The organism is Bradyrhizobium sp. USDA 4369, assembly GCF_054056435.1.
Window position 1 is genome coordinate 146496 of record NZ_JBSRYH010000001.1, and the last position, 12727, is coordinate 159222.

At 65.0% G+C, this 12727-nt stretch carries 15 protein-coding genes and 1 tRNA gene; 11 read left to right on the forward strand and 5 right to left on the reverse strand.

The features are described from left to right. Nucleotides 1-159: 159 nt before the first annotated feature. Nucleotides 160-408, forward strand: coding sequence for a DUF3551 domain-containing protein (locus ACVIJ6_RS00695; RefSeq protein ID WP_456771049.1), 249 nt, complete (start codon nucleotides 160-162; stop codon nucleotides 406-408). 133 nt (nucleotides 409-541) lie between these two features. On the opposite strand, the gene ACVIJ6_RS00700 is transcribed toward ACVIJ6_RS00695, so the two are convergent. Beyond that, entirely contained in the window at nucleotides 542-1066 is a 525-nt protein-coding gene (locus tag ACVIJ6_RS00700; protein WP_456771050.1) for a GNAT family N-acetyltransferase, read from the reverse strand. Continuing rightward, on the reverse strand, nucleotides 1063-1335 hold the full coding sequence (locus ACVIJ6_RS00705; RefSeq protein ID WP_456771051.1) for a hypothetical protein: 273 nt from the start codon (nucleotides 1333-1335) through the stop codon (nucleotides 1063-1065). The genes ACVIJ6_RS00700 and ACVIJ6_RS00705 overlap by 4 nt, the downstream gene beginning before the upstream one ends. Nucleotides 1336-1749: 414 nt before the next feature. On the opposite strand from ACVIJ6_RS00705, the gene ACVIJ6_RS00710 reads away from it, so the two are divergent. After that, nucleotides 1750-2538 carry a Crp/Fnr family transcriptional regulator gene (locus ACVIJ6_RS00710; RefSeq protein ID WP_456776855.1) on the forward strand — a complete coding sequence of 263 codons (789 nt, stop codon included), beginning with the start codon at nucleotides 1750-1752 and terminating at the stop codon, nucleotides 2536-2538. A gap of 175 nt (nucleotides 2539-2713) precedes the next feature. Here ACVIJ6_RS00710 and ACVIJ6_RS00715 read toward each other — a convergent pair. Then, nucleotides 2714-2790 (reverse strand) — tRNA-Pro (locus tag ACVIJ6_RS00715). A 230-nt stretch (nucleotides 2791-3020) separates the two neighbouring features. Between ACVIJ6_RS00715 and ACVIJ6_RS00720 the strand changes: the two genes are divergently transcribed. From ACVIJ6_RS00720 to ACVIJ6_RS00735, 4 genes are read left to right on the forward strand one after another with little or no spacing between them, the layout of a single operon-like run. Further along, nucleotides 3021-4022 carry an L-threonylcarbamoyladenylate synthase gene (locus tag ACVIJ6_RS00720; RefSeq protein WP_456771052.1) on the forward strand — a complete coding sequence of 334 codons (1002 nt, stop codon included), beginning with the start codon at nucleotides 3021-3023 and terminating at the stop codon, nucleotides 4020-4022. An 18-nt stretch (nucleotides 4023-4040) separates the two neighbouring features. After that, nucleotides 4041-5468: an FAD-binding oxidoreductase gene (locus ACVIJ6_RS00725; protein ID WP_456771053.1), complete on the forward strand. Its 1428-nt coding sequence runs from the start codon at nucleotides 4041-4043 to the stop codon at nucleotides 5466-5468. A gap of 15 nt (nucleotides 5469-5483) precedes the next feature. Beyond that, nucleotides 5484-5939: a GNAT family acetyltransferase gene (locus ACVIJ6_RS00730; RefSeq protein WP_456771054.1), complete on the forward strand. Its 456-nt coding sequence runs from the start codon at nucleotides 5484-5486 to the stop codon at nucleotides 5937-5939. A 9-nt stretch (nucleotides 5940-5948) separates the two neighbouring features. Next, a complete protein-coding gene (locus ACVIJ6_RS00735; protein WP_456771055.1) occupies nucleotides 5949-6530 on the forward strand; it encodes an NUDIX domain-containing protein in 582 nt (193 codons plus the stop codon). A gap of 84 nt (nucleotides 6531-6614) precedes the next feature. Here the strand turns inward: ACVIJ6_RS00735 and ACVIJ6_RS00740 are convergent, their stop codons facing one another. Continuing rightward, on the reverse strand, nucleotides 6615-7385 hold the full coding sequence (locus ACVIJ6_RS00740; protein WP_456771056.1) for an SOS response-associated peptidase: 771 nt from the start codon (nucleotides 7383-7385) through the stop codon (nucleotides 6615-6617). Between the two features lie 62 nt (nucleotides 7386-7447). On the opposite strand from ACVIJ6_RS00740, the gene ACVIJ6_RS00745 reads away from it, so the two are divergent. The 5 genes from ACVIJ6_RS00745 (at nucleotide 7448) to ACVIJ6_RS00765 (ending at nucleotide 10947) form a co-directional block, all read left to right on the forward strand. Beyond that, nucleotides 7448-8002 (forward strand): hypothetical protein, encoded by a 555-nt coding sequence (locus ACVIJ6_RS00745; protein ID WP_041750553.1) that lies wholly within the window; start codon nucleotides 7448-7450, stop codon nucleotides 8000-8002. Between the two features lie 67 nt (nucleotides 8003-8069). Next, nucleotides 8070-8489 (forward strand): NUDIX hydrolase, encoded by a 420-nt coding sequence (locus tag ACVIJ6_RS00750; protein WP_456771057.1) that lies wholly within the window; start codon nucleotides 8070-8072, stop codon nucleotides 8487-8489. Between the two features lie 182 nt (nucleotides 8490-8671). Then, nucleotides 8672-9022: a TIGR02301 family protein gene (locus ACVIJ6_RS00755; RefSeq protein WP_456776856.1), complete on the forward strand. Its 351-nt coding sequence runs from the start codon at nucleotides 8672-8674 to the stop codon at nucleotides 9020-9022. A 151-nt stretch (nucleotides 9023-9173) separates the two neighbouring features. Further along, nucleotides 9174-9440 carry a hypothetical protein gene (locus tag ACVIJ6_RS00760; RefSeq protein ID WP_012042576.1) on the forward strand — a complete coding sequence of 89 codons (267 nt, stop codon included), beginning with the start codon at nucleotides 9174-9176 and terminating at the stop codon, nucleotides 9438-9440. Between the two features lie 985 nt (nucleotides 9441-10425). After that, entirely contained in the window at nucleotides 10426-10947 is a 522-nt protein-coding gene (locus ACVIJ6_RS00765) for a protein phosphatase CheZ (RefSeq protein WP_456776857.1), read from the forward strand. Between the two features lie 309 nt (nucleotides 10948-11256). On the opposite strand, the gene ACVIJ6_RS00770 is transcribed toward ACVIJ6_RS00765, so the two are convergent. After that, nucleotides 11257-12591: a dihydroorotase gene (locus tag ACVIJ6_RS00770; RefSeq protein WP_456776858.1), complete on the reverse strand. Its 1335-nt coding sequence runs from the start codon at nucleotides 12589-12591 to the stop codon at nucleotides 11257-11259. Nucleotides 12592-12727: the final 136 nt, after the last annotated feature.

Genomic DNA, 12727 nt, shown 5'->3' on the forward strand with positions numbered 1-12727 from the left:
AGGGAGTCCGCGAATGTTCCGGAGCGGAGCCAGAGCGCAGGCGCGCTTATTGGCCTTAGGTGTGGACGTGACCTGGAGAGAACAGTTAATGTTGCGCGTGAGGAACGCGCTTGCACGGCCCCGCGTTGCAGCTGCACCTTTCAACGCAAGGATAAATCGATGCGCCGCCTGCTATTTGCTTCGCTGTCCGCCGCCGCCGTCCTGGCGGGGTTCGCCGCGATCTCGCCCGCGTCCGCCGCACAGGACCGCTATTGTCTGCAGGGCCGAAGCTGGGGTTATCCCGGCAATTGTCAGTTCGCCACCTATCAGCAGTGCCAGGCTGCCGCGTCCGGCACCAGTGCCGGCTGCGGGATCAATCCGGCCTATGCCTACGCCCGCCAGCGTGGCGGCTACTATCCTCGCTATTGAACGCGGGTCGCGTCCCGCCTCCGGCACCGCTTGTAGGACACGATTGATAGGAATGGATGCGGCGGCGTGGTCGCCGCTCCTCAGACGACCACTGGATCGCATGGCCTGAAGCGTCCGGGAAGGCCTGCGCTGCTCAACTCAGCAGACGCCGCATCAGATGCGCATCCGCGCCATAGCTCGCGAGCTTGCTGTCGCGGCTCTCGGCTGCCGTCACCGCAAACCCCTGCTTCGTCCAGAACGGCGTCGAGCCGTTGACCGCGACCAGCGCGAGCGACGGCAGGTTGAGATCGCGCGCATGCCGGACCAGTTGCGCAACGATCCAGGACGCGGCACCGCTGCCGCGGGCATCCGGCAGCAGCGCCAGATCGTGGATGTAATAGGTCGCAGCGGCTTCGGGGAGGCCGCCGAGCAGGACGTTCAACGCCGGCGGCTCGCCCAGATGCCAGGGATGGCTGATCACATAGCCGGCGATCTCGCCGGCCCCCGTCATCAGCACGCGGCATCCCGCAGCATGCAGACGCAGACGCTCAGCGAACACGGCCTGATCTTCGGGATAAGAGGGGTGCACACGGGCTGCGATCACATCGACGCTGGCGAGGTCGTCGACCGTCATGGCACGCCAGTTCGAACCAGCCACGCCGGCTTGAGGTCCGCTCATCTGGCGAGCGCCAGCCATCGCTCGCTGGCCGACATCGCCGCCGGCCAAAGCGCATCGGTCGGCAATCCTCGGTGCAGCGCCTTGCCGACCTCGCAGATCGACAGGAATGCCGAGGAGCGGGCCTCTTCGGTCTCGAACGGCTGCTCGTCGCCCGGGCTCCGGACCAGCCCCATCAACCCATTCAACATCTGCAATGCGGCATCCGGGGCCGCAGCCTGCGCCGACCTCAGCGCCGCCACGACCTGCTCGGCCTTCTCCGTCTCCGTCACCAGCGCCTCTCATTCGGCCCAAACCAGATGACGTTAGCAAGCTGAAGACCGCTCGGCAACGCGGTCCGCCGGCCCGGCACATGTCCTCCTCGGCGGCCTCGCGGTGGCGGCAGCGCTCGGCAAGCTGGGTCACGAGCTGCCTTGGATGGGACCTGACATGGCACTCGTCACAACACCCCAATGCTTCCACAGACGCAGCGGCCGCCATCCCATGATGGGGCGTGAACCTGATCCGGCTTGATCTCGCCGGGCCTGAAATACAGCAGCGTCCGACGCAAGCGCGGCCGCGCGAAGGTTTCCTGTGAAGGAACGTCCTGCCCGTCCCGCGAAGAGGAACAATATGAACTTGCGAATGTTGAGATCAATTCCGGGCGCAAGATTCACCGCAACCGATGGGCTGAGGATGGGCGGGGGATGCAGGCAGGTTTTGCGTTTACCAAGCTGGCCGACCGGCTGACGAGCCTGATGGAACTGTCGAGCGACGATCTGGAATTGCTGGCGCGAATGCCCAGCTCGATCCGGAGCTTCGCCTCGCATCAGGTCATTTGGCGCAAGAACGAAGAACCCTCCGTCTGCTGTGTTCTCCTGCAGGGCTATTTGTGCTGGAAGGACACCGACGCCGGCCAGATTACCGCCATCTACGTTGCCGGTGACGTGCCGGACCTCTACACCATGGTCTCGCCTGCGGTGACTGGCACGCTCTGCACGCTGAGCCCTGTCGTGGCCGCGTTCGTGCCGCATGCGTTCTTTCGCTTGGCCACAGCACAGTCGGCGCGCCTCGCCCATGCCCTGACGCTGATGACGCTTGCGGAGACCGGATCGCTGCGGACATGGCTCACCAATCTCGGGAGTCGGGATTCCCTTAGCCGCGTCGCCCATCTGGTCTGCGAGATCACAGTGCGGCTGCGCGCCGTCGGCCTCGGCCGCGATCTGCGCTTTCCATCTCCCTTCACCCAACCCGATCTGGCCGCGATCTGCGGCATCTCACCGGTTCATGCCAATCGCACCATTCAGGAGCTCCGGCGCCGAGAGCTGCTGCATTGGCATTCACGCACGATCGCGGTGACCGACTGGCCGGGCCTCGTGCGGCTGGCGGGCTTCAACGCCGATTATCTCATGCTCCGCCAGCTGCCGGTGCTGGAATCGTATTCGGCTCCGCTCCACGCGTCTGATCCCCCGCTCGACGTTCCAGCTGCGACGTGACTGCACCAACACGGTCGCGCAACGCATCGGCAACATCCGAAATTATGTCTGACCAGTGCAGTGGAAGGCGTGTCGAAACGACGGACGACGGCACACGCGACCATCTGTGATCGAACCTGTCATCCGGGTGATTTTCGGGAAATCTCATAGAGGCTGGAAAAGCCAATGAGACCAATGGTCGGAGCGGCAGGATTCGAACCTGCGACCCCTGCGTCCCGAACGCAGTGCTCTACCGGGCTGAGCCACGCTCCGACTTGGGAAGCCGGCTTATAGCGTCGGGTTTCCATCTCCGCAAGGCACACGAGGCAGGAAATCGCATCGAAATTGCCGATGTCAGGACGATCGGTTAACTGCTTGAGGCATCGAGACTTTGAGGGAAGGACATGGCGCGGGCGCAGCCCAGCGCCGCATTTGCGCGCTTCATTCGAACCGCTCCGACGGCTATAGCCGGACAGGACAACCACCATCATCCCGCACCATTGATGCCCGCGCCCGAGACCATCGCGATCGACACCAAGATCCTGCCCGCCGACACGACCGGGATCGCCGCCGCCGCGGCGGTGTTCGCGCACGGCGGGCTGGTGGCGTTCCCGACCGAGACCGTCTATGGGCTCGGCGCCGATGCGAGCAATGCCGCGGCGATCGCCCGGCTCTACCAGGCCAAGGGCCGGCCGGCCTTCAATCCCCTGATCGCCCACGTGGCCGACAGCGCCGCGGCGCGCCGGATCGGCCGCTTCGATGCCGTCGCGGAACGCCTCGCCCAGGCGTTCTGGCCCGGACCGCTGACCCTGGTGCTGCCGCAGGCGGAGGGGTGCAAGGTGGCCGATCTCGCCACGGCCGGGCTCGATACGGTTGCGATTCGTGTACCCGCGCATCCGGTTGCGCGCGCGCTGCTCGCGGCCTTCGGCGGCGCCGTGGTGGCGCCCTCGGCCAACATCTCCGGCCACGTCTCGCCGACCACGGCGGCGCATGTCGCGGCGGACCTGGACGGCCGGATCGACCTGATCCTGGACGGCGGCGCGGTCGAGGTCGGCGTCGAATCGACCATCATCGGCTGCTTTGACGAACCCGTCCTGCTGCGCCCGGGCGGCGTCCCGCGCGAGGCGATCGAGGCCGTGCTCGGGCGCCCTTTGGCCCGGGCTGCCGCCGCGGAGACGCCCGCCTCCGAGCAGCCGCTGGCGCCGGGCATGCTCGCCTCGCATTACGCCCCGCGCGCCGCGGTGCGCCTCGCCGCGACCGAGGTTGCGCCGGGCGAAGCGCTGCTCGCCTTCGGCCCGGTGGCGATCCCCGGCGCGGCCAACGCCGCGGCCATGCTGAACCTGTCGCCGTCCGGCGATCCGGCGGAGGCGGCGACGCATCTTTTCGGCTATCTTCGCAGCCTCGACGCCAGGGGCGCGCGCAGCATCGCCGTGATGCCGATCCCGGATGACGGGCTGGGCGAGGCCATCAACGACCGGCTGCGCCGCGCTGCCGCGCCGCGATAACACTGGAAACGACCCACGATGAACATCAGCCAGCCTGCTTTGCCGCCGCTGTCCCCCGAACTGATCGCGCAATTCGCCGCCATCGTCGGCGAGCGCCAGGCGCTGACCGCGGAGACCGACGTCGCGCCTTACGTGACCGAGGAGCGCAACCTGTTCCACGGCCGCTCGCCGCTGGTGCTGCGCCCCGGCTCGACCGCCGAGGTCGTGGAGATCTGCAAGCTCGCGAGTGCGCATCGCATCGCGCTGGTGCCGCAGGGCGGCAACACCGGCCTCGTCGGCGGCCAGACGCCGCACAATGGCGAGGTCGTGGTGTCCTTGAAGCGCATGGACAAGATCCGCGACGTCGATACCGCCTCCAACACGATGATCGCCGAGGCCGGCGTCGTGCTGCAGGTGGCGCAGCAGAAGGCCGCCGAGGTCGATCGCCTGTTCCCGCTCTCGCTCGGCGCCGAGGGCAGCTGCACCATCGGCGGCAATCTCTCCACCAATGCCGGCGGCACCGCCGCGCTTGCCTATGGCGTGGCGCGCGAGATGGCGCTCGGACTGGAGGTCGTGCTGGCGGACGGGCGCGTGCTCAACGCGCTCTCCAAGCTCAAGAAGGACAACACCGGCTACGACCTGCGCAACCTCTTCATCGGCGCCGAGGGCACGCTCGGCATCATCACCGCGGCGAGCCTGAAGCTGTTTCCGAAGCCGCGCGCGATCGAGACCGCGTTCGTCGGGCTGAAGTCGCCGGAGGATGCGCTCAAGCTGCTCGCGATCGCGCAAGCCGAGGCCGCGGGCAGCCTGACCAGCTTCGAGCTGATCGCGCATATCGCGCTCGACTTTTCGATCCGCCATGTCGCGGGCAACCGCGCGCCGCTGTCCGGTCCGCATCCATGGTTCGTCCTGATGGAACTGTCGTCGTCGCGTGACGATGCCAGGGCGACGCTCGAGAGCATCCTCGAGCAGGGCTTCGAATCCGGCATCGTCGACGACGCCGTCATCGCCGACAACCTCGCCCAGCGCATGGCGTTCTGGAAGCTGCGCGAGGACATCTCGTGGGCGCAGAAGCCGGAGGGCGGCTCGATCAAGCACGACATCTCGGTCCCCGTCGCGGCGGTGCCGGCCTTCATCGCCGAGGCCAATGAGGCCGTCGTCAAGAAGGTGCCCGGCGCGCGCCCGGTGCCGTTCGGCCATCTCGGCGACGGCAACATCCACTACAATGTCAGCCAGCCGATCGGAGCCGACACCGCCGATTATCTCGCGCGGTGGCACGAGGTGAATGCGGTCGTGTTCGAGATCGTGCTGCGGATGGGCGGCTCGATCTCCGCCGAGCACGGCATCGGCGTGCTCAAGCGCGACGAGTTGCCGGACGTGAAGGATCCAACTGCGATCGCGCTGATGCGCGCCATCAAGGCGCAGTTCGATCCGCTGGGGATCATGAACCCCGGCAAGGTTCTCTAGGGTCTCAGTGCACTTATGGATACGCTCCCTGCTCTCGCGATCTCCGACATCACCGATACCGACGTGCCCGCGATCATCGCGCTGTGGCAGCGCTGCGAGCTGACGCGGCCGTGGAACGATCCGGCTGCCGACATCGCGCTCGCCCGCCGCGGCGACAATGCCACCGTCCTGGTCGGCCGCGTCGGCGGCACCATCGCGGCGTCCGCGATGGTCGGCCATGACGGCCATCGCGGCTGGGTCTATTACGTCAGCGTCGATCCCGATCATCGCGGCCGCAATCTTGGCCGCTCCATCATGGAAGCCGCGGAGGACTGGCTGCGTGCCCGCGGCATCGCCAAGCTGATGCTGATGGTGCGCGGCGACAACACCAAAGTGCAGGCGTTCTACCAGACGCTCGATTATGCGGTGCAGGACAGCGTGGTGTTCTCGAAATGGCTCGACGGCCGCCCGCCGACGCCCGGAATGAAATAGAGGCCCAGCATGAGCATCTCCGACCGCATTCGCGTGCATGAGCGGCGCGTGCTCTCAGACCATTACGGCACGCTGACGTCGACCCGGTTCGAGTGGCGGCGCGACGACGGCAGCTGGCAGATGCAGAGCCGCGACGTGTTCGACCGCGGCAACGCGGCGGCGATCCTGCCCTACAACCTCGCCCAGCGCAGCGTGATCCTGGTCAAGCAGTTCCGCTACCCGGCCTTCGTCAACGGCTACGACGATCTCCTCATCGAGGCCGCCGCGGGGCTGCTCGATGACGCCGCGCCGGAGGAGCGCATCCGCCTCGAGGCCGAGGAGGAAACCGGGTTCCGGCTGCACGACGTGCATTTCGTGTTCGAGGCGTTCATGAGTCCGGGCGTCGTCACCGAGAAGATCCACTTCTTCGTCGCCGCCTACGAGCCGCAGATGCGCGTGAGCGCCGGCGGCGGGCTGGCGCATGAGGGCGAGGAGATCGAGGTGCTCGAGCTTGCCCTCGATGAAGCGCTGGCGATGATCAGCGATGGCCGCATCCAGGACGCCAAAACCATCATGCTGCTGCAGCACGCGGCGCTGAGGATTTTCAAATAGGCCGCATCCGACCTGAACGTGACGGTCTCTGCTGTGCTCTTTTCGCGAAGGCAAAGGGCCCAGTCTTCCACGGTGCATCCTGTCTCAAAACAGGCTCCCCTGCCCATCATCGGCAATAGCGGTTGTATTTTTTTTAGACGCAACTCTCTTTGCCGGCTTGCGCTGCGCGTCTTCAGCGCCGCGCATCTCGTCGGTCATCGGCAGCAACAATTGCTCGTCATCATTGGCGACCGCGTTGACGCGCGTCGACACCTCATACCACGCAAACTCGCCCACTTCCGGCGCGACCATCAGATGCATCACGTCGTCGGCATCATCCGCGCGGCAATCGAGCCAGAGCGAGAAATCGTTCGGCCTGATCGTCACGGGAACACGGTGGTGCAAGGCCGCGAGATCGGAACTCGCCGCCGCGGTGACGATCGCGACCGTATCGACCTCCTCGCCATTGGGTCCCATCCAGGTTTCCGCGAGCGCCGCAAAGCCCAGCGGCGCGCGATCACGACGATGGATGAAGAACGGCCGCTTGCGACCGTCGATCAGTTGCCATTCGTAATATCCATCAGCGGGCACAAGAACGCGCCGCCGCCGAATCGCGTTCTTGAACGCGGGCTTCTCGCGTACGGTCTCCGAACGCGCATTGATCAGGAGCGTGAAACTACGGGGATCCTTGACCCACGCCGGCATGAAGCCCCAGCGCATCAGGCGAAAATGCCTGATGTCCTGATCCAGCAAAACTACGGGAATCGGCTGCGTGGGCGCGATATTGTGGCGCGGCGGAAAGTTCGGTTGCTCCTCGTAGCCGAAGATTTGCCGGAGCGCTGCCGGAGGTGAAGTGATCACGAAACGTCCACACATAATCTCACTCAAATCGTCGTGTGTTCAGTACCTTTTAACTCCGGTTGCGAACACTGCAGCCGATGACTGCAGCGGCGACCCAATCCGTGCCTTCCGATCGCACGACCCAACGACCGGCGGGCAGCGCCATTGATCCGGCGCGCGCCGCGATCCTGCGCGCAGCCAACATTAATCCACGCACCGGCCTCGCCACCGACTATCTGAATCATTTCAACGAAGCCGTGATGCTGCTCGAAATGATTCCCGATATTCCGGAATGCGCCGAGGATTTTCTGGCGTGGTCGCCGCTGACCTATCCAGAACACTTCACGCACACCAATTTCAAGGCCCGAGATCTCGTCATCGAGGCCTATGAGCAGGCCGATCCGTCAATTCGCGACAAATTCGACCATATCACGAAGACCATGACCGACATCCTGCTGGCGGTGGGCAGCGCGATGCGCGAGGCCAAGCAGGACGCCACCAAGGCCAAGCTCGCCGAGCAGGCTGCAGGCTGGGTCAAGCCGCTGGTGTCGCAGGCCGGCGGCATCATCAATGGCGACATCGAGTTCGATCCGGAACCGGTGGCGGAAGTCGATGAGGTCGATGCCGTGGACGCCATCATGGCGAGCTTCTGATCCGCAGAACGGAGCTGCGGAGTGACGGTCTTCGCGTTACGGTGCCCCCTCCTGGAGCCACCTTGCGATGAACGACCCAGCACCTCCGCGCCATCCCCAGCTCGCCGTCAGCGCCGCAATCTTTCGAGAGGGCAAGATCCTGCTGGTGCGCCGGGCGCGGTCCCCCGCCCGGGGCGTCTATACCTTGCCGGGGGGCCGGGTGGAATTTGGCGAAAGCCTGCACGAGGCTGTCGCACGCGAGGTCCTGGAGGAGACAGGGCTCAGGATCGCCGTCATCGGCCTTGCCGGCTGGCGCGAGGTGCTGCCCCCTGCGGGGAGCGGCGGCCACTACGTCATCCTGCCATTCGCCGCGCACTGGGAGGAAGGCGAGCCCCGGCTCAACCATGAGCTGGACGACGCCCAGTGGCGCGTTCCCACGGCGCTGGACGGCCTGCAGCTCACCGACGGGCTGCCCGAGATCATTGCCGCCGCCCGGGTGCTGCTCTAGATCATGATGCGTTTCCACGGAAACGCATCATGATCTTTCCTCTTTGTTTGAGCATGATCCTTTCGGGAAACCGGTTTCCACTTTTCCGGATCATGCTCCAGGCCCGCCTTGCGTCCGCCACCGCACAAAGGCATATCACCCCGGTGTTCCCGATCTTCGCCAAGCGCCTGTTCGCCCTTCTGATGCTCGCCGCAGCTTGCGCCGCCGTCCCGGCGCGGGCGCAGGACGCGGCTGCGCCGTTCGATGGCGATCTGCAACGCCTGGCCGAGATCCTCGGCACCTTGCATTACCTTCGTGGCATCTGCGGCAGCAATGAAGGCGCCAAATGGCGCAACCAGATGCAGGCTCTGATCGACGCGGAGACGCCGGCGGGGGACCGCCGCGCCCGCATGATCGCCGGCTTCAACCGCGGCTATAACGGCTTCCAGCAGACCTACCGGACCTGCACGCCGGCGGCGATGGTCGCGATCCGGCGCTATATCGACGAAGGCTCGAAGATTTCGCGCGATCTCACGGCGCGCTACGCCAACTGAGCCGATCGCGTTATCCACGATTGTGTTAACCTTGTTAACCTTTCCTAAAGAACTGGCCTAGGCGTCCGCGCCCTGCGTGGTAAACCTCATTCGTCCGGCGCGCCCGCGTTCGGAATTCCACGCGCCTTGCGGCCCCGCCAGACTGAATTCAATGAGCTATCCCGTCACCTTCAGCGTCCTTCCCGCCGCCTTGCCCGACCATGAGCAGAAGCAGGCCGCGCTCAGCTACCTCAACGAAGCCTGGGCGGAAGCGCGCCATGACGGCGTCGATGGCGACTGCCTGGCGCAGGCCAGCCTGTTTGCCGCGCTCGCCGAGCTCGTCAGCACCTATGGCGAGGACGCCGTCGCGACCTTCGTCGAAGGCATGCCGGAGCGCGTCCGCAACGGCGAATTCTCGCTGTCACGCGCGACGCAGTAGTTGCACACCGGCTGTCGTCGTCCGGCTTGACCGGACGACCCAGTATTCCAGAGACGCCAGTGTTTCCTCGATACGCCGCGGCGTACTGGATCCCCGCTTTCGCGGGGATGACAGTTGTGGATGCAGAAAGTCCCGCGGGACACCGGACCATTGCTGGTCAACGCGGGGCTTTATCTTGCGAGCCCAGCGTCCATCTACACCTGTCAAAGAACGATAGACACGCCTCATCGTCCTCGCGGCGCGTTTCGCGTCCGAGCGATGGGCTGACGTTCCCCTCTCGACAATCGAGGGTGCAGGAAAGGCTGGGCTTGCTCTCCGGGGACCGGCTGTCTTGCCCCCGTCGCCCGCGCCGGCGCTCTCGCGTCAACCGCAGGCTTGACCCCGGCATCAGGAGGCCAGGACCACACGACTTCGCGTCCGCATCGATGTTGTTCGTCCGCGCCGGCAAAGCCGCGCTGTACCCCAACACGTCCACCGCCTCCCCGCCGCGCGTCTCGTGACGACCACGCGAATGCCCCTCTCGTTGGGGCGGGATGCGGGAGAAACGGCGCGAATTCTGAAAAGGCAAAATCGGAATCTTGGGCGCAGGTTACGCAGCAGGCGCGATGAAGTTGAGATCAGCCGCTCGTCCTGCCACATCACGCGCTGGCCGCGAACGAAGGTTCCGGCCGGCCAGCCCGTCACGCGGCGTCCGCCGGCTGCCGAGCGGTGGACCTTTCGCGTCCGAAACCCTTCACAATTTGAGGTTTTTGACGGGAATGAACATGCGCCCTTAACGAAAACAGGGAAAAATAGGTAGCTAGTCTTCACCTACCTGACCACAGTACCGTTTCGAGCTGACGCGAAATCTCGATAGCCGTGTCGCGACCTGGTCACCGCCGAACCGAAATCCGAACTGCCATCGCAGACGAGCAGGCCGGGGTTTGGGAACCGTCGCGTGAAGAATCTGGTAAGGAAAACGTTAAAGAAAAGCTGAGGATTGCTGATGATCGCGCCAGAAGAAGAGAGGATGCTGAAAACGCTCTTGGTCGAGATGTTCGGCCACATCAGCAGCATGCGACGGGAATTCGCCGCTCTTCAAGGCGACAGCAAGAACAATTTCGCGACGATGGCCGACACCCTCGATGCGATCGTCGAGAATACGGAGACAGCCGGGAACGCGATCCTCGAAAGCATGGAGGCGATCGGCACCAGCGTCGCGAAGTTGCAGAGCGTCAAAGACCCGACGGCCGCGGCGGTATCCGACGAGATCCTCGATAGCTCGAACAAGGTGTTCGAGGCCTGCGCGTTCCAGGACCTCACAGGGCAGCGGATCACGCGCGTGGTCAAGTCGCTGCAGTTCATGGAGGACCACATCAACCGGCTGGTCCGCATGTGGGGAAAAGAGGAGCTGGCACGGCTGGCCGCCGAGGTCGCTGCCCCAAGCACCGAGCCGGATTTGCTGGAGGGCCCGAAGCGCGTGGGCGTGGCGATTTCGCAGGACGATATCGACAAGCTGTTCGCGTGAACGGTCTCGGACATCGCGGCCAACAATCAGACGGTGATAGTGACGAAGCTTGATGTCTGCTCCACGTCATTGCGCTCGCAATGACGCCGAGCAAACTAACACGCAGCTCCGTTACGGACGCAGTTTCACGTTCTGTATCAGTGAACCCGGATGTCGCTATCGCTCATCCGGACTACGAGCTGATAATCGCGAAGCGTGATGCCCGCTCTGCGTCATTACGAGCGCAGCGAAGCAATCCAGAGTCCCGCACATCACCCTGGATTGCTTCGCTGCGCTCGCAATGACGGAGCAAACGAATATGCAGCGCTGTTACGGCCGCAACGTCTCCATGAACCGCACCGGTTCGCCCGTCGCCGGCGTCAGCAGCTCGCCCTGCCACATCACGCGCTGGCCGCGCACGAACGTGCCGACCGGCCAGCCCGTCACGCGCACGCCGTCATAGGGCGTCCAGCCGGCTTTCGAGGCGACCCACTTGTTGGTGATGGTTTCGCTGCGCTTGAGATCGACGATCGTCAGATCGGCGTCATAGCCAGCGGCGATGCGGCCCTTGCGGGCGATGTTGTAGATGCGGGCCGGGCCGGCGCTGGTGAGGTCGACGAAGCGCTGCAGCGACAGCCGGCCGGCGTTGACGTGGTCGAGCATGATCGGCACCAGCGTCTGCACGCCGGTCATGCCGGACGGCGAAGCGGGATAGGTCTTGTCCTTTTCCTCGGCCGTGTGCGGGGCGTGGTCGGAGCCCAGGATGTCGACGATGCCTTGATGCACGCCCCACCAGATCACGTCGCGATGATCGGCCGAGCGCACCGGCGGATTCATCTGCGCATAGGTGCCGAGCCGCTCGTAGCACTCGGGCGCCGCCAAGGTGAGGTGATGCGGCGTCGCCTCGACGGTGGCGACGTCCTTGTGGTCGCGCAAATACACGATCTCTTCCTTGGTCGAGATATGCAGCACGTGGATGCGCTTGCCGGTCTCGTGCGCGAGATTGACGAGGCGCTGCGTGGCGCGCAGCGCCGCCTCCTCGTCACGCCACACCGGGTGCGAGCGCGGATCGTTCTCGACGCGCAAACCCTTGCGCTCGTTGAGGCGGTATTCGTCCTCGGCATGGAACGCGGCGCGGCGGCGGATCACCTGGAAGATGCGGCGGAGCGAATCGTCGTCCTCGACCAGCAGCGAGCCGGTGGACGAGCCGACGAACACCTTGACGCCGGCGCAGCCTTCGGCGCGCTCGAGCACGGGAAGCTGGTCGACGTTCTCGCGGGTGCCGCCGATGAAGAAGGCGAAGTCGCAATGCATGCGATGCCGGCCCGCTTCGACCTTGGCCGTGAACGCCTCCTCGGTCACCGTCAGCGGATTGGTGTTGGGCATCTCGAACACGGCAGTGACGCCGCCCATGACGGCGCTGCGCGAGCCGGTCTCGAGATCCTCCTTGTGGGTGAGGCCAGGCTCGCGGAAATGCACCTGGGTGTCGATCACACCGGGCAGCACGTGCAGGCCTTTGCAGTCGATGATCTCGGCGGCCGAGGCGGCACCGAGATCGCCGATCTCGACAATACGTCCGCCTGAAATGCCGATGTCGCGGACGCCCTCGCCGTCCTGATTGACTACGGTGCCGGATTTCAGAATGACGTCGAAGCGCGCGCTCATGAAGCCCTCATAGGATTTCATTCTCCTCACACTCCCAAGGCAGATCGATCATGCTGCACGCCTGCCCATTTGCTGGCCTCCGGCGGCACGCAAGTCTCGATCTTTAGAATGAAGCCACCGCGCAGGGGGCGTTTCA

What these genes read in the sequence shown, in the direction of transcription:
- ACVIJ6_RS00695 (WP_456771049.1), top strand. Translation starts at nt 160, where the DNA reads ATGCGCCGCCTGCTATTTGCTTCGCTGTCCGCCGCCGCCGTCCTGGCG.
- ACVIJ6_RS00700 (WP_456771050.1), bottom strand. Translation starts at nt 1,066, where the DNA reads ATGAGCGGACCTCAAGCCGGCGTGGCTGGTTCGAACTGGCGTGCCATG.
- ACVIJ6_RS00710 (WP_456776855.1), top strand. Translation starts at nt 1,750, where the DNA reads ATGCAGGCAGGTTTTGCGTTTACCAAGCTGGCCGACCGGCTGACGAGC.
- ACVIJ6_RS00720 (WP_456771052.1), top strand. Translation starts at nt 3,021, where the DNA reads ATGCCCGCGCCCGAGACCATCGCGATCGACACCAAGATCCTGCCCGCC.
- ACVIJ6_RS00725 (WP_456771053.1), top strand. Translation starts at nt 4,041, where the DNA reads ATGAACATCAGCCAGCCTGCTTTGCCGCCGCTGTCCCCCGAACTGATC.
- ACVIJ6_RS00730 (WP_456771054.1), top strand. Translation starts at nt 5,484, where the DNA reads ATGGATACGCTCCCTGCTCTCGCGATCTCCGACATCACCGATACCGAC.
- ACVIJ6_RS00735 (WP_456771055.1), top strand. Translation starts at nt 5,949, where the DNA reads ATGAGCATCTCCGACCGCATTCGCGTGCATGAGCGGCGCGTGCTCTCA.
- ACVIJ6_RS00740 (WP_456771056.1), bottom strand. Translation starts at nt 7,385, where the DNA reads ATGTGTGGACGTTTCGTGATCACTTCACCTCCGGCAGCGCTCCGGCAA.
- ACVIJ6_RS00745 (WP_041750553.1), top strand. Translation starts at nt 7,448, where the DNA reads ATGACTGCAGCGGCGACCCAATCCGTGCCTTCCGATCGCACGACCCAA.
- ACVIJ6_RS00750 (WP_456771057.1), top strand. Translation starts at nt 8,070, where the DNA reads ATGAACGACCCAGCACCTCCGCGCCATCCCCAGCTCGCCGTCAGCGCC.
- ACVIJ6_RS00755 (WP_456776856.1), top strand. Translation starts at nt 8,672, where the DNA reads ATGCTCGCCGCAGCTTGCGCCGCCGTCCCGGCGCGGGCGCAGGACGCG.
- ACVIJ6_RS00760 (WP_012042576.1), top strand. Translation starts at nt 9,174, where the DNA reads ATGAGCTATCCCGTCACCTTCAGCGTCCTTCCCGCCGCCTTGCCCGAC.
- ACVIJ6_RS00765 (WP_456776857.1), top strand. Translation starts at nt 10,426, where the DNA reads ATGATCGCGCCAGAAGAAGAGAGGATGCTGAAAACGCTCTTGGTCGAG.
- ACVIJ6_RS00770 (WP_456776858.1), bottom strand. Translation starts at nt 12,591, where the DNA reads ATGAGCGCGCGCTTCGACGTCATTCTGAAATCCGGCACCGTAGTCAAT.